This is a genomic window from Roseateles sp. AC306, from assembly GCF_979253795.1.
On record NZ_CEEDEB010000021.1, the window covers coordinates 43219 to 61353 of the forward strand.

General features: G+C 69.9%; 15 protein-coding genes and 6 tRNA genes. 8 read left to right on the top strand and 13 right to left on the bottom strand.

All coding sequences use genetic code 11. The annotated features are described in order from the left end of the window. Nucleotides 1-10: 10 nt before the first annotated feature. From AC0IZJ_RS26195 to AC0IZJ_RS26235, 9 genes are all read right to left on the bottom strand, one after another. Nucleotides 11-1147 (bottom strand): slipin family protein, encoded by a 1137-nt coding sequence (locus AC0IZJ_RS26195; RefSeq protein ID WP_471854843.1) that lies wholly within the window; start codon nucleotides 1145-1147, stop codon nucleotides 11-13. Between the two features lie 261 nt (nucleotides 1148-1408). Continuing rightward, nucleotides 1409-1472, bottom strand: a tRNA-Val gene (locus AC0IZJ_RS26200). A gap of 193 nt (nucleotides 1473-1665) precedes the next feature. After that, nucleotides 1666-2226 carry an HNH endonuclease gene (locus tag AC0IZJ_RS26205; RefSeq protein ID WP_471854845.1) on the bottom strand — a complete coding sequence of 187 codons (561 nt, stop codon included), beginning with the start codon at nucleotides 2224-2226 and terminating at the stop codon, nucleotides 1666-1668. Between the two features lie 62 nt (nucleotides 2227-2288). Further along, nucleotides 2289-2363, bottom strand: a tRNA-Phe gene (locus tag AC0IZJ_RS26210). A gap of 14 nt (nucleotides 2364-2377) precedes the next feature. Then, nucleotides 2378-2450: transfer RNA gene (locus AC0IZJ_RS26215), tRNA-His, on the bottom strand. A 20-nt stretch (nucleotides 2451-2470) separates the two neighbouring features. Beyond that, nucleotides 2471-2545, bottom strand: a tRNA-Asp gene (locus tag AC0IZJ_RS26220). 10 nt (nucleotides 2546-2555) lie between these two features. Beyond that, nucleotides 2556-2632 (bottom strand) — tRNA-Pro (locus AC0IZJ_RS26225). Between the two features lie 101 nt (nucleotides 2633-2733). Further along, nucleotides 2734-2808: transfer RNA gene (locus AC0IZJ_RS26230), tRNA-Glu, on the bottom strand. A 361-nt stretch (nucleotides 2809-3169) separates the two neighbouring features. After that, complete coding sequence (locus AC0IZJ_RS26235; RefSeq protein ID WP_471854847.1) at nucleotides 3170-3349, bottom strand: hypothetical protein; 180 nt, start codon at nucleotides 3347-3349, stop codon at nucleotides 3170-3172. A 159-nt stretch (nucleotides 3350-3508) separates the two neighbouring features. Here AC0IZJ_RS26235 and AC0IZJ_RS26240 point away from each other — a divergent pair, with 159 nt between their 5' ends. From AC0IZJ_RS26240 to AC0IZJ_RS26250, 3 genes are all read left to right on the top strand, one after another. Further along, nucleotides 3509-3877 (top strand): hypothetical protein, encoded by a 369-nt coding sequence (locus AC0IZJ_RS26240; protein ID WP_471854849.1) that lies wholly within the window; start codon nucleotides 3509-3511, stop codon nucleotides 3875-3877. 142 nt (nucleotides 3878-4019) lie between these two features. Further along, entirely contained in the window at nucleotides 4020-4688 is a 669-nt protein-coding gene (locus AC0IZJ_RS26245) for a response regulator (RefSeq protein WP_471854850.1), read from the top strand. Between the two features lie 11 nt (nucleotides 4689-4699). Continuing rightward, on the top strand, nucleotides 4700-6091 hold the full coding sequence (locus AC0IZJ_RS26250; RefSeq protein WP_471854852.1) for a sensor histidine kinase: 1392 nt from the start codon (nucleotides 4700-4702) through the stop codon (nucleotides 6089-6091). Here AC0IZJ_RS26250 and AC0IZJ_RS26255 read toward each other — a convergent pair. Next, nucleotides 6051-6632, bottom strand: a complete 582-nt coding sequence (locus tag AC0IZJ_RS26255; protein ID WP_471854854.1) for a 2OG-Fe(II) oxygenase family protein — start codon at nucleotides 6630-6632, stop codon at nucleotides 6051-6053. The genes AC0IZJ_RS26250 and AC0IZJ_RS26255 overlap by 41 nt on opposite strands. 56 nt (nucleotides 6633-6688) lie before the next feature. Between AC0IZJ_RS26255 and AC0IZJ_RS26260 the strand changes: the two genes are divergently transcribed. The 3 genes from AC0IZJ_RS26260 (at nucleotide 6689) to AC0IZJ_RS26270 (ending at nucleotide 8212) form a co-directional block, all read left to right on the top strand. Then, entirely contained in the window at nucleotides 6689-7186 is a 498-nt protein-coding gene (locus tag AC0IZJ_RS26260) for a GAF domain-containing protein (RefSeq protein WP_471854856.1), read from the top strand. Beyond that, nucleotides 7183-7593, top strand: coding sequence for a hypothetical protein (locus AC0IZJ_RS26265; protein WP_471854858.1), 411 nt, complete (start codon nucleotides 7183-7185; stop codon nucleotides 7591-7593). The genes AC0IZJ_RS26260 and AC0IZJ_RS26265 overlap by 4 nt, the downstream gene beginning before the upstream one ends. A gap of 67 nt (nucleotides 7594-7660) precedes the next feature. Continuing rightward, on the top strand, nucleotides 7661-8212 hold the full coding sequence (locus tag AC0IZJ_RS26270; protein WP_471854860.1) for a hypothetical protein: 552 nt from the start codon (nucleotides 7661-7663) through the stop codon (nucleotides 8210-8212). Here AC0IZJ_RS26270 and AC0IZJ_RS26275 read toward each other — a convergent pair. After that, a complete protein-coding gene (locus AC0IZJ_RS26275; RefSeq protein WP_471854862.1) occupies nucleotides 8196-9455 on the bottom strand; it encodes an MFS transporter in 1260 nt (419 codons plus the stop codon). The genes AC0IZJ_RS26270 and AC0IZJ_RS26275 overlap by 17 nt on opposite strands. Further along, complete coding sequence (locus AC0IZJ_RS26280) at nucleotides 9452-10255, bottom strand: carbon-nitrogen hydrolase family protein (RefSeq protein ID WP_471854864.1); 804 nt, start codon at nucleotides 10253-10255, stop codon at nucleotides 9452-9454. Before AC0IZJ_RS26280 ends, AC0IZJ_RS26275 begins: the two co-directional genes overlap by 4 nt. A 75-nt stretch (nucleotides 10256-10330) precedes the next feature. On the opposite strand from AC0IZJ_RS26280, the gene AC0IZJ_RS26285 reads away from it, so the two are divergent. Further along, on the top strand, nucleotides 10331-11209 hold the full coding sequence (locus AC0IZJ_RS26285; RefSeq protein WP_471854866.1) for a substrate-binding periplasmic protein: 879 nt from the start codon (nucleotides 10331-10333) through the stop codon (nucleotides 11207-11209). On the opposite strand, the gene AC0IZJ_RS26290 is transcribed toward AC0IZJ_RS26285, so the two are convergent. Beyond that, nucleotides 11206-15282, bottom strand: coding sequence for a YhdP family protein (locus AC0IZJ_RS26290; protein ID WP_471854868.1), 4077 nt, complete (start codon nucleotides 15280-15282; stop codon nucleotides 11206-11208). The two genes, AC0IZJ_RS26285 and AC0IZJ_RS26290, sit on opposite strands and share 4 nt — an antisense overlap. A 50-nt stretch (nucleotides 15283-15332) precedes the next feature. On the opposite strand from AC0IZJ_RS26290, the gene glnE reads away from it, so the two are divergent. Next, nucleotides 15333-18056 carry a bifunctional [glutamate--ammonia ligase]-adenylyl-L-tyrosine phosphorylase/[glutamate--ammonia-ligase] adenylyltransferase gene (gene glnE, locus AC0IZJ_RS26295; RefSeq protein ID WP_471854870.1) on the top strand — a complete coding sequence of 908 codons (2724 nt, stop codon included), beginning with the start codon at nucleotides 15333-15335 and terminating at the stop codon, nucleotides 18054-18056. Nucleotides 18057-18135: the final 79 nt, after the last annotated feature.

Genomic DNA, 18135 nt, shown 5'->3' on the forward strand with positions numbered 1-18135 from the left:
GGGCGTGGTGTCAACGCAGCTTCACCAGCCCGTTGAGCACCTGGTCCAGACCTCCGAACACGGAGATCTTGTCGATGCGCTCGGCCACGCGTTCCAGCGTTTCCAGCTCCTTCAGGCGCAGGGCGACGGGGTTGTCCTCCATCACCTTGGCCGTGTTGAGCAGGGAACGCGTCGCCGCGGTTTCCTCGCGGCGGCGGATCACGTTGGCCTCGGCCGCCTTGCCGGCCTCCACCACCTGGGCGAGGATGGCTTTCATCTCGCCCGGCAGCACGATGTCCTTCACGCCCACGCCGTCCAGCTGCAGGCCGTAGCCGGCCAGCTTGGCGGTGACCTGGGCGGTCACGACCTCGTCGATGACCGACTTGTTCTCCAGCAGCTCGTCCAGCGTGCGCGTGCCCACCGCCGCGCGCAAGCCGAACTGCAGCTCGCGGTAGAGGTGGTCGGCCGGCTTGGCCAGTTGCTCGAACGCGCGCAGCACGTCGAGGTAGCGCCAGGTGGCCGACAGGTTGAGCCGCAGCGCGACCTTGTCGCGAGTCAGGATTTCCTGGCCCGTCACCTCCAGCGCCTGCAACCGCAGGTCGACCAGTTCCACCGCCACGTTGCGGCCGAACTTCCAGAAGGCGTAGCTGCCCGCCGGGAGCAGCCGCTCCACCTTGCCGTCCACGCGCAGCAGGCCGGCACCGGTTGCCGGCACCTCCACCTGCAGCACACCGGCCAGGCCGGTCACCGCGCGCGGGCGCAGTTGCGGCTGCGCCAGTCGCGTGGCCAGGGCGGCCGGCAGCTCGGCGGACGTGCGCAGGTCGATCACCTCGACCTGCACGTCCACCAGGCCACGCCAGTACAGGCGTCGCGTGGCGGGCGGCAGCACTTCGACGAGCACGCCGTTCTCGGAGCGCAGGCCGGCTTCGTGCTCGCCGAGTTCGACGCGCAGGAACTCCGCCGCGACGACCTCGGGCTCCCTGGCCATCAGGTAGTCAGTCAGCGGGTGCACGAAGGCCGGCGAGCTGATGGCGAACAGCTCGACCTTCAGCGTGTCCAGGCCGGCGAACAGCCAGTGCGTGCCCGGTTGCAGCACGCGCTCGAAATCGTCATTGCGCAGCAGGATGCCGCGCTCGTTCTTCTTCACAGTCACACGCTTGATCGTCATGGTGTTCTCCTTGTTGGTGACGAGGGGTGGGATGAGGGTGCCGTTACAGCAACCCGTGCGGGCGCCGGATGCCAGGGCCTGGCGCCACGGTGCGCGTTCAATGCCTCCTCCCTGAAGGCATTCGCGGCTGGCCGTGGCAACAGAGCCCCGCTTGCCCGGCGCGCGAGCAAGGGCCGCTGATGCGCGGGTCCGGCCAAGGCCGGTGCGCACGTTCGGCGGGGTGGTCTTGCGACCGGTTGGTCTGGTTTTTCAGGCCAGGTTTGGAGCGGGAATCGAACCCGCAACAGACGACGTGTGAGGTCGTTGCTCTACCAATGAGCTATCCAGTGGCAGGAAAGCAGGGACTCGAACCCCAACCCTTGCGGGACACCTTGTCTTTCCTAGATCAACCGATTCCAGCAGGCGCGGCATACGCCGAGACGACGGGCGGGCCCGGTCTCGGCGCACCAGCGGGGCTTGGGAACCCCAACCTGTGAGCGCTCTGATTTCCTCGGCAGATTCGTTGGCGCCCGAGCCTTTCAGCTCAGACGCGATCCTTTCGGCAGGCGTGCGGCCAGCCAGTCGTGCACGTCCGCGCGGATGTGCCGGCCCTTTAGGATGAAGTCCTCGAAGCGGCTGGGCACGAAGGGCGCAAAAAGCAGCGGCATGCGCGCTTCGTCCGGCGTGCGGGCGCCCTTGCGGGAATTGCAGGCGCGGCAGGCCGCGACCGTGTTCATCCAGTTAAGCGGGCCGCCGCGGCTGGCCGGGACGATGTGGTCCACGGTCAGCGCGCGGTGGTCCTGCACGGCGCCGCAATAGGCGCAGGTGTGCCTGTCGCGCTTGAGCAGCTTGCCCTTGCCGAAGGCGGGCGTCAGGTCGAAGAGGTTGATCCTCGACGCGCCACGCAAGGCCACGATGGGTGGCACGGCCAGCATCGACTGGTGGCCCGTGGCGGTGTTGATGCCGCCGCGCAGCACGGCGAGCGGCTGCTCGCCAGCGGTCCAGACGACCGAGCCGGTCGCGACCAAGCAGGCGGCCTGCTCCACCGAGATCCAGGCCTGGGGAAGGCCGGTGATGTCCAACTGCAGAACGTCGTGCATGGTGACTTCCTTTCTTGGGCTGGCACGGTGGAAAGGGCCGACGCGATGTGGCGTTGGTGTCGTGGTGCCTCGGGCAGGAATCGAACCTGCCCACCCGGCTTTTCAAACCGGTGCTCTACCTGCTGAGCTACCGAGGCGACATGCACTTGGGGGTGACCGACCGGATTCGAACCGGCGATGCGAGGATCACAACCTCGAGCCTTGGGCCGCTAGGCGACGGCCACACCCAAATGCACGCAAGTAATGGCGCCGCCAGCGGGTCCTGATCCCGCGACCTCCGGTTCGACAGACCGGCGCTCTTCAACTGAGCTATGGCGACATGAAATGGTTGGTCCGGGTGGCATGAGTTGAACGTGCGACCCTCTGCTCCCAAAGCAGATGCTCTACCTGGCTGAGCTACGCCCGGACTGAAAAGGTTGTCGGTGACGGGTTCCGACGCCGCCCAATCGTTGCGGCCGGTTTGCGCCCCTCGAAGCGTGAGTTCGCCGAGAGGCTTGGGTTGAGGAGTGGTGCCCCGTGCGGGAGTTGAACCCGCCTCTTCGGCTTGAAGGGCCGAGGACCTCACCGGAAGTCCAACGGGGCAGAAGCCATCTCGGCTGTGTCCACACGCGACGCCGCTGGTTTGCGCAAACCAGAATCGCGTCGCTGCACGCGACAGGCGGCCGCCCGAGCGCACATGCACACCGGGCCGGCCGATGCTTGTGCGTGGGCACACCCGAGATGGGGCAGGGCAGCCGAGGATGAACCTCGGCGCCTGCCAGTCTTGAGCGCCGCGCCGATGTGGTTGGCGGGCACTCGATGCAAGTTGTGAAAGAGCAGGCGCTGCGCGTGCGCAGCGGCGACGAGGAAGCCCCGTCGCGGTGTTCGGTTGAACAGCGAAAACAAAACAAAAGGCCCGGTTCCTTGCGGATACCGGGCCTCAAAAGAGCGTGGAAGGGCGGCGTCAGCCGGGACCTTCTCCCGATGTGTGGATGTCATGACGATCACGACCGTAGTCGTGGGCATAGCCGACCTGGGGCTGCATGCCCTCCGCTTTCGGTCCCTCGACCAGCGCCATCCAGGCGCCATCGCGCCGGCTCAAGGAGCCGAGGTGTGCGATGACGTTGAAGAGGTGGCGGTTCATGGCGAGGTGCGAAAGCGGTTCGGTCGGGTGGGGGTTGTTCGGTGGCCCAACGGCGTTGAGCGAATCCATGTATTGTGAAAAATGTTCACGCCTTGGTCAAGCGCGGCGCGCCACCTAGAATGCATGTGAAGTGTTTTAACAACACCAAGCCCTCACGCCGTGTCCAGCCCAGCCACCATCCGCCGGCTCAACGCCCTCGCGTTGTTCCAGACCTTTGCCGAAGAACGCATCACTGCGGGCGATCCGCCCAAGGGGCTGGAGGCCGCCTGGGCCGCGCGCATCGGCGTCAGCGGCGCGACCTGGTCCATGGCCAAGAGCGGCGCCCGGCCCATCGGCGACAAGCTGGCACGCCAGATCGAGCACCACTGCCACAAGCCCGCCGGCTGGATCGACGAAGAGCGCGAGCCCACCGGCCTGACACCCGCCGAGCAGCAGTTCCTGGCACTGGCGCTCAAGACCTATCGCGGCACCAACAGCGATGGGCGCAAGAAGCTCAGGCAGGCGCTGAAGCAGTTCGGCGGCGGTTGACGCTGCTGTTGACGTTGCTCTTGCCGGCTTGCTGCTGGTCATGACACGACGTCGGACGTCATATCTGGCCTAGTTACGACGGCTGACGCGGCGACAGCCCTGCGTCAGCGCCTCGGGTCGTCTCGCGCCATACTGCCCACCCATGCGCATCCTGCTCGTTGAAGACGACGAACAACTCGTCGAAACCACCGCCCGCGCGCTGCGTTCGCAGGGCTGGGTGGTGGACTGCACCGCCCGAGGCGAGCCCGTGCCGCGCTCGCTGCGCGAGGACGCCTACGACCTGCTCATCCTGGACATCGGCCTGGCCGGCATCGACGGCTTCGAGACACTGCGCCGTGTGCGCGCCGAGGGCCTGGCCGTGCCCGTGCTCATCCTGACCGCACGCGATGCCGTGGAAGACCGCGTGCGTGGCCTGGAGGGCGGGGCCGACGACTACCTCGTCAAGCCCTTTGCGCTGACCGAACTCGTCGCCCGCGCCCGGGCGCTGGTGCGGCGCAGCCAGGCGCGCACCAGCAACCAGCTGCAGCTGGCCCGGCTGCGCATCGACCAGGAGGCCCGCCGCGCCTACATCGAGGATGAGCCGCTGGCTTTGTCCGCCCGCGAGTGGGACGTGCTGGGCTTCCTGATGGCGCGCGCCGGCAAGGTCGTGCCCAAGGAGCACATCGCGCTGGCCAGCAATGCCTGGGACCAGGGCGTCAGCGACAACGCCATCGAGGTCTGCCTGTCGCGGCTGCGCGCCAAGATCGAGCCCGGCGGCGTGCAACTGCGCACGGTGCGCGGCCTGGGTTACCTGCTCGAAGAAATCATCTGAAGTGGCCTGGCGTGGCTGAAGGCTCGCGCTCCAGCCTGCAGCGCCGCCTGTTCGGCTGGCTGATGCTGCCGCTGCTGGTGGTGCTGCCGGTGCTGGGCGCAGCGCTGTATCAACAGGTGCAGAGCAGCGCCCAGAGCTGGCTGGACGAGGGCCTGGAAGACACCGCGCTGACGCTGGCCGGCCAGATCGACCTGCGCAGCGGCGAACCGCGCATCGACATCAGCGCCACCATGGACCGCGCGCTGCGCTTCGACCGTCAGGACGATGTCTTCTACCTGGTGCTTGGGCCGCGCGGCGAGGTGATGCAGGGCGACGCCGGCCTGGCCGAGCTCCAGCCCCGACCCAAGATGCGGGCGCCTGGCAAGGCCTATTACGGCGACGTGCGCCTGCGCGACCGCGAGCTGCGCCTGGTGCAGCTGGGGCGCGACTGTGGCGGCGGCGCCTGCCAGGTGCTGGTGGCCGAGACGCTGCACAAGCGCGATGCGCTGCAGCGCGAGATTGCCACCTACGTCGCGCTGAACGGCGTCACGCTGGCCGTGCTGCTGGCACTGGCCGGCTGGTGGGCAGTGCGCCAGGGCCTGACGCCGCTGACCGGCCTGAGCGCCGAGCTGGAGCGCCGCGACCTGCACCGCCTGACGCCGCTGACGGCCCGCCTGCCGCGCGAGCTGGCGCCGCTGCAGGCCGCCTTCAACCGCCTCTTCGAGCGCCTGGACCGCGCCGCCGGCGTGCAGCGCGAGTTCCTGGCCGACGCCGCCCACCAGCTGCGCACACCGCTGACCTCGCTGCAGACCGAGATCGAGCTGGCCATGCTGGAGCCGCATGACCAGCGCGTCGACCCGCTGCTGGAGCGGCTGCGCCAGCGCGTCGTGCGCAGTGCCCGCTTGGCCCAGCAGCTGCTGTCGCTGGCGCGCGCCGAAGACCGCAGCGTCGACGTCGGCCAACGCATCGACCTGCGCGACATCGCCACCGAGAGCGGCCAGGACTGGGCCCACCGCACGTTGCCCAGCGACGTGGACCTCGGCTTCGAGCTGGCCGAGGCGCCGTGCCTCGGCCACGCCTTCCTGCTGCGCGAGGCGCTGGAGAACCTCATCCACAACGCCGTCAGCTATGCCGGCGCCAGCGCCCGCATCACGGTGCGCTGCGGCAGCGGGCTGGACGGCGCGTGGCTGGAGGTCGAGGACAACGGACCCGGCATCGCGCCGGCCGACCGGCCCGCCGCCATGCAGCGCTTCCGCCGCGGCGGCACTGCGGCGGGCACCGGCAGCGGCCTGGGCCTCGCCATCGCGGCCGACATTGCCGCCCGCCATGGCGGCCAGCTGCTGCTGCTGGACGCGCACGGCGGCCCCGGCCTGCGCGCGCGGCTCAGCCTGCCGGCGGCTCCGGGTTCAATCCCAGCTGCTTGAACAGGTTCATCGCCACGACGACGCGGCGCCCCGGCGTGGCCGGCACCTCGTGCATCGCGATGCCGGGGAACATGACCAGCGTGGCCGGCCTGGGCTGGTAGGCGCTGGTCTTGGAGAACACCAGCGGCGCGCACCCGGGCTCGGCCTCCAGATAGACGACGCAGCTCAGGTCCGCCGGCCAGTGGTTGTGCGGCGCGGTGTAGTCGGCCTGCTCGTAGATGGCGCCCCAGCAGTGCGTGACCAGCAGGTCCAGCCCCAGCGCGTCCAGGTCGCCCGACCAGGCCTTGGGCGCGGCCGCCCTGGCGATCTCGACGACGCTGGCACACAGCGGCATCAGCTTCTGGTTGAGCAGATGGCTCTTCCATGGGCTCATGTAGGCCGCCTTCACATTGGACTCGGGCGACTGCGGATGGCTGATGCGCAGTTCGTCGATGGCCTCGCGGGCCAGCTGCAGGCGGTCGGCGATGGGGCCGAGCTCGGCAATGATGACCGGCAGCTCGGTCTGGATGCTGGCGCCGACGACGCGGACGGATTCGCTCATCCACGCAATTCTGCCCGTGACAAACCTAAACTGACCCGCGTCTGATGGAGCCCTGCATGCTGCCCGCACCCATTCCCGCCAACGATGAAGAACGGCTGCGCGCCTTGCGCGAGCTGCTCATCCTCGACACGCCGCCCGAGGAGCGCTTCGACCGCCTCGTCGAGTTCGCGGCCGCCGAGTTCGATATGCCCATTGCGCTGATCAGCCTCGTCGACCGCGACCGCCAGTGGTTCAAGGCCCGGGTCGGGCTGGACGCCTGCGAGACCGGGCGCGACATCTCCTTCTGCGGCCATGCCGTCGTGCAGTCGGAGCTGTTCCAGGTCATGGACGCGCTGCGCGACCCGCGCTTTGCCGACAACCCCCTCGTCGTCGGCGCGCCCTTCATCCGTTTCTACATCGGTGCGCCGCTGACCATGCCGGGCGGCGCTGCCATCGGCACGCTTTGCCTCATCGACATCAAGCCGCGCGAGTTCGACGCAATGGACCGCGCCATCCTCGGCACCTTGCGCGACCTGGCCTTGGCCGAGCTGGCCGGGCAGGAGGCTGGCGCATGAACGCGCGCATCTCCCCCAGCGGCCGGCTGCTGCTCGTCGAGCCGCAGTTCGTCATGCGCCGCACGGTGTCGACGATGGCGCGCGAGATGGGCCTGGCCGACGTGCAGGAAGCCACCAGCGCGGCGCATGCCGAGAAGCTGCTGACCGAGCGCCGCTTCAATGCGCTGCTGATCGCCCTCGACGACGACGGCGAGGCGTTGGAGCTGGTGCGCCGCGTGCGCGCCGGCGAGGCCTTGCACCCGGCCGACGTGCCGATTGCCGTCACGGCCACGAGTTGCGACGTGGAGCTGGCGCTGCGCCTCAAGCAGCTCGACGTCTGCCGCCTGCTGCTCAAGCCCTTCAAGGTGCGCGGCATGCTGGAGGTGATCTCTGCGCTTGGGGCGCCGGAGCCACTGGCTGAGCACTGAAATGGCCGGCCGCGCTGGCGCATTTGTGCCCATCGGCGGCGCGGCTTGGTCCTAGCATGGGTCACCCATGTCACGCCTTGCCCTCATCGCCGCCGCGCTCGCCTCCGTGCTGGCCGGCTGCGGCACGCCCAGCCAGCCCCTGCCCATGGCCATCGTGTCGGCCGATGCGCTGCAGATCCGCAGCTGGGTGCCTGACGCACTGAAGGGCCAGGTCGCCGTCGCTGCCGTGCAAGGCGGCTTCGAGACGGGGCGGTGGTGGGGCTCCAAGGTCAGCGCTGCGGCGTTGCAGCAGGCGTTGGAAGAATCGCTCCACGCCGTCGGCATGCGGCCCACGTCGCCCGAACCGGCGCCGCGCTTCGAGCTGCAGGCCCGGCTCGTGCTGCTGGAGCAGCCCACCGTGCCCGTCGTCGGCGTGACCGTGGGCACGGCGGTGCACTACACGCTGGTCGACAAGGCCAGCGGCAAGCTCGTCTACCAGCGCCGCATCGCCAACACCGAGGAGGCCGGCTTCACCGAGGCCGTGCTGTCGCCGTCCGATCGGCTGCGCATCGCCAATGAGCGTGCGCTGCGGAGCAACATCAACCTGATGCTGCGCGATCTGGTCACGCTGAGGCCTTGACCTCGTGCCGGCGCCGGCCGGCCGTGAACCACAGCGCAAAGGCACACAGCACGCCCAGGATGCTGGCGATGCCGAAGAACTCCATCATGGCCGCATAGCCCGCCGGGTTGGCGGCGCTGGCGCCCGCGCGGTCGTTCAGCCAGCCGGCCGCCAGGTTGGCGCCGCCGATACCGGCGTTCTGCGCCACCCACATCAGGCCGATGGCCGTGCCGAAGCGGCTGGGCGCGACGATGCGGCTGGCCAGCGGCCACATGACGGCCGGCACCAGCGAGTAGCTGACGCCGATCAGCGCCGTTGGCACCCACAGGCTCCAGTTGGTCAGCGCCATCACGGCCAGCGCCACCGGCAGCAGCAGGGCGCCCAAGGCCAGGAAGGGCGCATAGCGGTTGAGGCGGTCGCACAGCCAGCCGAAGGCCGGCGTGGCGAACACGGCGGCCAGGAAGACATAACTGTTCATCTCGCCGGCCGTGGCCAGGTCCAGCCCGTGCACATGCTGGAAATACGTGATCGAGAAGGTGCTGCGGAAGGCCAGGATGACCGAGTACCACAGCACGCACAGCGCCAGCAGATACCAGTAGGCGCGGCCGAAGTGCAGCAGGTCGCGCCAGACGAGGCGCTCGGCGGTGCGGCCCGTCGGCAGCAGCCCGGCCTCACGCGGTCCGCGGTCCACCCGCCAGTAGACGACCGACGCGGCGAACGAGGTCGCCGCGATGGCCGCCGCGATGATGAGCGGCTGCTGCCAGCCCTGGGCGTAGGCGCTCGCGAACCAGGTGGGCGACATGTCGGCGCTGTAGGAGCCCAGCCGGCCAATGGCCAGGGCCAACCCCATCGCCAGGGCCAGGCTGCGACCGCCGAAGTAGTCGGCAATCGCTGCCAGCGTGGCGATGCTGAAGGTCTCGGCGCCGATGCCGAACAGGAGGCGGCCGGCCGCCATGCCGGTGAAATTTGGGCTGAAGGCCGTCAGTGCTGCGCCGGCCAGGCAAATGGCTGCTGTCACCAGCGTCATGCGCGCCGCGCCGAAGCGGTCCACGAGGATGCCGCCGACGAGGATGAGGACGATGTTGGGCAGGCTGTAGATGGCGTTCAGCAAGCCGACCTGGCTGTTGCTGAAACCGCGCTGCTGTTGCAGCAGGTCGGCCACCGGGCCGATGGAGTCGTAGACGTAGTAGTTGCCGAACAGCGCCAGTGCGACCAGCACACCGATGAGCCAGGCGACGTTGCGGGGCGGTTGAGCGGTCGTCACAGCTTGCGATGCGCGAGCGCGGGCAGCTGCTGGCGGACCTGCGCGAGGCGCGCCGGGTCGATGTCGGCACAGACGACGCCCTCGCCCTCAGGCAGCACGGCCAGCACCTCGCCCCAGGGGTCGATGATCATGCTGTGGCCCCAGGTGCGGCGGCCGTTCTCGTGCTTGCCGCCCTGGGCCGGCGCGATGACATAGCACTGGTTCTCCACCGCGCGGGCGCGCAGCAGCAGCTCCCAGTGCTTCTCGCCCGTCGTGTAGGTGAAGGCAGCCGGCACGGCGATCAGCTCGCAGGGGTTGTAGCTGCGGAACAGCTCGGGGAAGCGCAGGTCGTAGCAGACCGACAGGCCAGTCCGCACCCCCTCGGCATCAAACATCGTCGGCTGGCTGCCCGCCTCCAGCACACGCGCCTCGTCGTAGCTCTCGCGGCCGTTGTCGTAGGCGAAGAGATGGATCTTGTCGTAGCGCGCCACGACCTCGCCCGTGGGCGAGAACACCAGCGTCGTGTTGCGCACGCGGCCAGGTTGATCCGCCTTGATGGGCAAGGTGCCGCCGATGATCCAGAGCCTCAGCTCACGCGCGGCGCGTGACAGCATGGCCTGGATGGGGCCGTGGCCCAGGTCTTCGGCAATGGCTAGCTTGTCGCTGTCCTGGTGGCCCATCAGGCAGAAGTACTCGGGCAGGGCGGCGAGGTGGGCGCCCTGCGCGGCGGCGGATTCGAGCAACTGGCTGGCGGCAATGAGGTTGGCGCCCAGCTCGGGGCCGGACACCATCTGGAGGGCGGCGATTTTCATGTCGGTCATGCTACTGCTGACAACGTTGGCAATGCGGCAGAAGTCACGCTGGCGGGAGTCGCCCGGGACGAGAATCAAGCCGTCATGCCGTCCCCGTCCCGCCTGCGGCGCCACCTGCTGGCGCTTCCCTTCGCAGCCGCGCTGTCACCGGCTCGGGGCGCTGCGCCGTGGATGCTGCGTGTGCCCGACCCTCAGGCCTACAGCGCGCATGGCGATTTCTTCATTGAGGTGCTGAAGCTGGCGCTCGCCAGGACCGCCGAAGGCGAGCCGCCGCCGACGCTCGTCCACGCGCCCGTCGACCGCCCGCGCGAGCGCCTGCGCCAGATGCTGGCCGAGGGCCAGCTCGACCTGCTGTGGAGCACGACGACACCGGAGCGCGAGGCGCAGGCGCTGCCGGTGCGCGTCAACCTGCTCAAGGGCACCAATGAGCTGCGCTTCCTGCTCGTGCGGGCCGCTGACGTGCCGAGGATGCGCAAGTTGCGCACGCTGGAAGAGCTGCGCGGGCTGAGCGCCGGTGCCGGCACCTTCTGGAGCGATGCGCAGATCCTGCGCGCCAACGGCTTCACCGTCGAGGCGACGCCCAAGTTCGATGCCTTGTTCCGCATGCTCAAGGCCGGCCGCTTCGACTTCATCCCTCGCACCCGGGAGGAGATCGACGTTGAGGTGCAGCAGCATGCCGAGCTGGGGCTGGTCGAGCTGCCGGGGCTGGCGCTGCAGTACCGGCAGCCGCTGTACTTCTTCGTCACGCCCGGCCGGCCGCAGCTCGCCGAGCGGCTGCAGCGCGGCTTGAATCTGGCAGTGGCCGACGGCAGCTTCGATGCCCTCTTCATGGCCGAGCCCGGCTTGAAGTCGGCGCTGTTGCAGCTGCGCGGCTACACGGGGCTGCGGCTGCAGCTGCGCGCGCTGGAGGCTGACACCCCGCCCCGCCCGAACCGGCCTGGGGCGCTTCGCGACCTGCCTTAAGGTGCGCTCGGCGCGCTCGCTGCGCTGGCCGCGCTGGCTGCCTTTGCCGCCGGCGCTTCCACTTTCTCGACCTTGGGCTCGTCCCAGGTGCCTGTGATGTGGAACTCGCGCGTGTTGGCCGCAGCCATGGGTCGGCTCAGGATCATCTGCGCCAGGAAGGCACCCAGCGCGACGGCCGGATTGATGGCCGCGTAGGCCAGCGACGCGCCGCCGGCCGACACCTCCGGCACGACGACGACGCGCAGCTTCTGCGTCTCGGCGGCCAGGTCGGTGCTGCCGTCCACCAGCACGGCCGCCTGCAGGCCGCGGATGCGGATGTTGTCGCTGCGTGCCACGCCGGCAGCGATCTTCACGTCGCCGGTCACGCCATCAAATGTGAAGCCTTCGGCGAAGACGTCGCGGAAGTCCAGCAGCAGCCGGCGCGGCAGCGACTGCAGGCTCAGCACGCCCAGCAGCCGGCCGACGCCAGGCTCCGCCTTCAGGAAAGTGCCAGTGTCGAGCTGGATGTTCAGCGCGCCGGCCATGGTCGGGTAATGCGGCGCCAGCGGCGAGCCGTCCCAGCCCACCTGGCCGGCGAGCACGCCCTTGCCGCCGCGCAAGGCCTGGCCCTGGCCGAGGCGCTCCAGCAGCTTGCCGCCATCGTGCACATCAAGCTTCCAGTCCAGCGTGGTGCGGCGCCGGCCGTCGCTGCCAGCATTGCTGCCCCAGCGGCCGGTGGCGCTCAGCGTCGCGTCGGGCGACAGGATCTGCAGCTTCTCCAGCTGCCAGTCGCGCGCGGCGGCCGGCGCCTGGGCCAGCACGATCAGGCGCCCCATGCGCTTGCCGCGCAGCTCGAAGTCGTCGACCTCGATGTCCAGCGACGGCAGCGGGCTGCTGCTGGCCGCGGCCTTGGCCGGGTCCATCAGCTCGCTGACGGAATCGACCTCGGCGCGCGGCAGCGACAGGTGGGTCAGCCGCGCCTGCACCGCGTCGATCTGGCCGCCCTTGACGCCCTTGAGATCGATCCGCCCGGTGAGCTGCTCGGCATCGACGTTGAGCCGCCAGTTGGCGCCGTCGCGGGCCACCACGGCGGACACGCGGCCCAGCTGGCGGCCGCCCACCTTGAGGGCCTGGCTGCGCAGCGCGATCTGGCTGGGCAGCAGGCCGAGAGCGCTGTCGCCGCCCTCACTGCTTTCGCCGCCGTTGCCAGCACCGCCGGCCAGCGCGCCCAGGCGCTGCTGCCAGGCGTCCAGGTCCAGCGTCGCCACATTGGCCTGCAGCAGCACGCCGGCAGCGGGCAGGGCGGGCAGCTTGTCCTGCACGGCCAGCGCGGCACGCAACACCTGCGAGACCGGGCCGGAGACGTCGCGCTGCAGCTGCGCCTGCAGCAGCTGCGCGCCGGCCGCGCCCACCTCCAGGCGGATCTCGTCGCGGCCGGCGCCGGTCGGTGCGATCAGCAGGCGCAGCGGCAACTGGGTCTCGGCCTCCTTGCGCGCGGGCGCGGGCAGGTCCAGCGCCAGGCCCTGCAGATTGCTGGACACGCTCAGTTCCGGGTGGCCTTCCTTGCCCACGGCCAGCTGGAAGCGGTAGCCCGTCTGGCCGCTGGCGGCCTGGGCCAGGCGCGCCACGGCACCCAGCTCGGTGGCGCGGCGCAGGCCCTCGGCGGTGGCCTGGCCCTGCACGGCAAAACGCATGCTGCCATCGCGCTGCGTGCCGCCCTCGATGCCGGCGTCGCCACCCAGCAGCCGTGCGGTCATGCCGGCCAGCTGCAGGCCCTTGCGGTCAAAGTCGATGCGGCCGCGTGCGCTGGCCAGCGCCGGCAGCTCGGGCCGCAGCCGCAGGTCCACGCCGCCGAGCTGCAGCTGGCCCTTGACTGACGTCTGCGCGGTGTCGTCCAGCGGAATGCTCAGGCCCAGCTTGAGGGCGACCGGCCCCTGGGCCGCCGTGTTGCTCAGTGCGTGGCCCAGCCATTCGTCCAGCGGCGAGTTGCGCACGAAGTTCAGCAGCTCGGTGCCGGCGCCGCGCCCGTTGCCGTCCAGCGCCAGCACGCGGCCGCGGTGCAGGTCCTTGATGCCGCCGTTGACGCCGCTCAGCTCATAGCCCAGCACCCTGGCGCGGCCGTTCCTGATCTCCATGCCGCCGCGCTCGAAGATGACCTCGGCGTCCACGCCCTCCATGACGGGCCAGTTGGTGCCGACGTCGCTCGGCGGCACATAGGCCAGCGTCACGCCCTGGGCCTGGGTGGAGACGCGGAAGATGCCGCTGGACCTGGGCGTGTCGAAGGGGAAATCGGCCAGCTCGCCCTTGAGCCTGACATGGGTGCCGCGCGCCTCGCCGGCCAGCAGCGCGCGGGCGATGTAGCTGCGCGTGTTGGGCAGGCCCTTGGGGACGTAGCGGGCCACGCGCGTCGCGTCCACGCGCTGGGCGCGGCCGGTCATGTCAAGGAAGCCCGGCGTGGTGGCGCCGGCCGGTCGCTTCCAGGTCACATCGAACTCGCCGCTCAGGTCGGGCGTCTGCAGCTGCAGGTCCTGCAACTTGAGCATCACCTCGCCGGGCGCCTTGGCCGTGGCTGGCGTCGACGGCGGCAGCTGCCAGCTCAACTGCGTGGACAGCCGCGTGATCGGCAGCCGCGGGTCCTCGAACAACCCGGGCAACTCGACCTCGCCGTCGTGCACGGCCAGCCGGGCCGTGCCGCCGCGCTCGCTGGCGTCCAACGCCAGGCTGGCGCCGCGCAGGCCGGGGCGGCCGAGGTGACCCGCTTCGCCGGGCTTGGCGTCCAGGGCCAGGCCGTCCAACTGGGCCTTGACGCGGTAGCTGCGCGGCGCGTCCAGCGCGCCCTGCCACTGGCCGGAAAGGGCCGTCAGCACGCCGCGGGGCGCCAGTTCATCCAGCAGCTGGTGGGCGCGCTCGCCGAGCGGCAGGCGCTGTGCGATCTGGGCCATCAGCGCGAAGTCCAGCCGCTGGGCGTTGACCTCGCCGCCCAGCACTTCGTCGGCCTTGCCAAGCTGCAGGCTCACGCCCCAGTCCGAGCGCGGCCAAGCCACGCCGTCGCCGCTGACGAAGCCGAGCTGATGGGCCTGCAGGCTCAAGCGATCCTTGCTGCGCGCCAGGTCCAGCCGCCCTTCGATGTGGTCCAGGTCCAGCTCGGGCGCCGAAGCCAGCACCTTCAGGCGCACCGCGCGCAGCGCCAGATCCAGCGTCGCGCTGACCGGCTCGCCGTTCTTGACCTGGCCCCAGGCGCGCACGGCGCCGTCGCCCTCGCTGAGCTGAAAGGGCAGGTCCACATGGCGCTTCAGCTGGCTGAGGTCGGCGCGCGGCAGTTCGGCGTACAGCTCGCCGCTCCAGTGCTGGAACTCGGCCGGCCGCTTCAGCACGCTCTGCGTGAACAGGCCGCGCAGTGTGAAGCGGCGGCCCCAGTCGGCCGGCGGCGTCGCATCCAGGCGCAGCTGGTGGCGGCGCAGGCCGTTGCGCATGATGAAGTTCAGGTCGGCGAGCTCCAGCGGCCGCGCGTCGGCGCGCTTCTCGTCCACCCAGCGCACGCGGCCCTTGACGACCGCCAGCTCGGGTTGGCTGAACAGCCAGTCCAGGCCGGCCTCGGTGGTGCCGGTGTCGGTCCGCTCGGCCTCGTCAAGGTTGAGGCCGCCGATGAAGATGCGGCCGTTGGCGTCGCGGCGGATGACGAGTTCGGGCGCGTCGATCAGCAACTGCGAAAAGCGCGGCTGCAGCACGACCAGGGACTGCGCCGACAGCACGGCCGCCACGCGCGGCAAGGTGAGCGCCGGGCGCCCGCCGGCGTCCAGCACACGCACGTCGCCCAGCTCCATGCGCGGCATCCAGCCACCGGTCTCGACGGTGATGCGGCCGATGCGCAGCTCTACCCCCAGGGCCTTTGAGGCTTCCTTTTCCAGCCAGGGGCGCCATTCGTTGGCGTGCGGGAGAATGGCCCAGTGCAACACGCTCCAAGCCACCACGCCCAAGGCCCACAGCAGGGCCAGCAGCAGCAGCGCCCAGCGCAGAGCCCGCCAGCACAGGCGCAAAGGCCAGTTGACGGCGCGGGAGCAGTGGTTGAGGGCGGCCGAGAAGATGTCAGACACGTTGTCTTGGGGCAGTGGGAACCGGCCGGCGGCCAATCTAGCACAGGGATATGAGCGAACTGTTTCCCGTCTTTGCTGAACACAGCCGCTATGTGCAGCGGGTCCGGCGCCGTTATGCGGCCGAGCTGCCGCTCCTTCAACCGGGCTTGCCCGACCGGGCCGTCATCGGCGCACTGATCGAGACATTGCTCACGGATCGGCCGCTCGCAAGTGCCCTGCGCGTGGCCCGCCACCTGGTGCTGGAACGGCTGGCGGTGCTGGACATCGAGCAGGGCGCGAGCGTGGCGGATGTCACGCTGGCCATGACTCATCTCGCCGAGGTCACGCTGGACCGCGCCCTCACGGCCGCCCGCGCCGAGCTGGACGAAATACACGGCGAGCCGCGCAATGCGGAGGGCGGCGACATCGCCTTCTGGGTGCTCGGCATGGGCAAGCTCGGCGCGCGCGAACTGAACGTGTCGTCGGACATCGACCTCATCTATGTCTACGAGGATGACGGCGAGACGCAGGGCAGGAAGCCCATCAGCGCGCACGAATACTTTGCCAACGTTGCCAAGCGCCTTTACGCGCTGATCGGCGACGTGACCGACGACGGTCAGGTCTTCCGCGTCGACCTGGCGCTGCGCCCCAACGGCAAGAGCGGCCCGCCGGCAGTCAGCCTGGCCATGCTGGAGGAGTATTTCCTCGTGCAGGGCCGCGAGTGGGAGCGCTTTGCCTGGTTGAAGAGCCGCGTCGTCGCGCCGCTCGGCGGCCCCGGCGCGCCGAGCGATCCGCGCACGCTGGCCTTGCGCGACCTCGTCACGCCTTTCGTCTACCGCCGCTACCTGGACTACGGCGTCTTCGAAGGCTTGCGGCAGCTGCACGGCAAGATCCGCAGCGAGGCCAAGGCCCGCGCCGCCGGGCGGCCCGAGCGCGCCAACGACGTCAAGCTGTCGCGCGGCGGCATCCGTGAGATCGAGTTCACCGTGCAGCTGCTGCAGGTGGTGCGCGGTGGCCAGTTCCCCGAGATCCGCACGCGCTCCACCGTCAAGGCGCTGGCGCAGGTTGCCGCCAGCGGCCTGATGAAGGCCGAGACCGCCCGGCGCCTGAGCGACGCCTATGTCTTCCTGCGCCGCGTCGAGCACCGCATCCAGTTCCTGGACGACCAGCAGACGCATTGCCTGCCGCAGGGCGACGCCGATCTGGCCTGGATCGCCGCGTCGCTGGGCTTGAAGTGCTCGCGCGAAACCTGTGAGTTGTTCGAGCAGCTGGGTGAAGTGCGCGAGCTGGTGGCGATGGAGTTCGACGCGCTGCTGCACGAGGGCGGCGCGGCGCCGCAGGGCGGCTGCAAGGGCGGGCAGTGCGGTGGCCCAAAGCCCACCGTGGATGGCGAAGACTTCCTGCAGCGCCTGCCCGAGGCGCTGGCCGTGGCCGTGCGCGCGTTGGCAGAGACGCCGCGTGTGCAAGGTCTGCGCGAGGAGTCACGCCAGCGCCTGGCCAAGCTCTTCCACCGTGCCGCGCAGGCCGTCGAGGCCGATGAATGCTCACTCGACGCAGCGGTGCGCTTCGTCGACTGGGTCGAGCCCCTGCTGCGCCGCGAGAGTTATCTGGCCATGCTCGTCGAGCGCCCCGCCGTGCAGGCGCGCCTGCTGCGCCTGCTGGGCCTGGCGCGCTGGCCCGTGCGCTATCTGATGCAGCATCCGGGCGTCATCGACGAGCTGGCCGACCCCTTGCTGCTGACGGCCCGCTTCGACCGCGAGGCCTTCCTCACGGACCTGCGTGACCGCGAGAAGGGCTGGGCCCGCAGCGGCCAGGCCGACGAGGAGTCGCTGCTGGACACGCTGCGCCGCGCCCACCACGCCGAGGTCTTCCGCACGTTGGTGCGCGACGTCGAGGGCCGCATCACGGTGGAACAGGTGGCTGACGATTTGTCGCTGCTGGCCGACGCCGTGCTGCAGATCGCCATTACCTGGGCTTGGGCCCGCTTTGGCAAGGCTCACCGCGAGCAGCCGCGCTTGGCCGTCATCGCCTACGGCAAGCTCGGTGGCAAGGAGCTGGGCTATGGCGGCGACCTGGACGTGGTGTTCGTCTTTGATGACGACGACGAGAACGCGAGCGAGATCTACGGCGCCTTCCTGCGTCGCCTCATCACCTGGCTGACGCTGCGCACATCGGCGGGGGAGTTGTTCGACATCGACACGGCGCTGCGGCCGAATGGCAACTCCGGGTTGCTGGTCACGTCGCTGGCGCATTTCGAGGCTTACCAGACCGGCCGGGGCAGCAACACCGCCTGGACCTGGGAGCACCAGGCCATCACGCGGGCGCGCTTCTGTGCGGGCAACGCCGAGCTGGCCGAGCGCTGCGAAAGCGTGCGGCGCCAGGTCTTGACGGCGCCGCGCGATACCGAGGCCTTGAAGCGTGAGGTGCAGGCCATGCGCGAGAAGGTGCGGGCGGCGCGGCCCGTTCGCGAGGGGCTGTTCGACGTGAAGCACAGCGAGGGCGGCATGATGGACGCCGAGTTCGCCGTGCAGGTGCTGGTGCTGGCGCATTCGGCGGCGCATCCGCAGTTGCAGGACGACCTGGGCAATATCGCGCTGCTGCGGCTGGCGGAGTCGCTGGGGCTGCTGCCGTCGGGAGTTGGCGTGGCGGCGGCCGATGCGTATCGGGAGTTGCGGCGGGTGCAGCACAAGGCGAGGTTGGATGAGCAGTCGACGGCGTTGGATGCGGACGCTGCCGCTGGGTTGGCTGCCCATCGAGACGCTGTGAAGGCGTTGTGGCTCGCGGTTTTTGGTTAGTAGCCAGGCCCAGCCGGGATTTCGTCCCGGCGGCCGACCTACTTTTTGCGCCGCCAAAAAGTAGGCAAAAAGCTCTCCC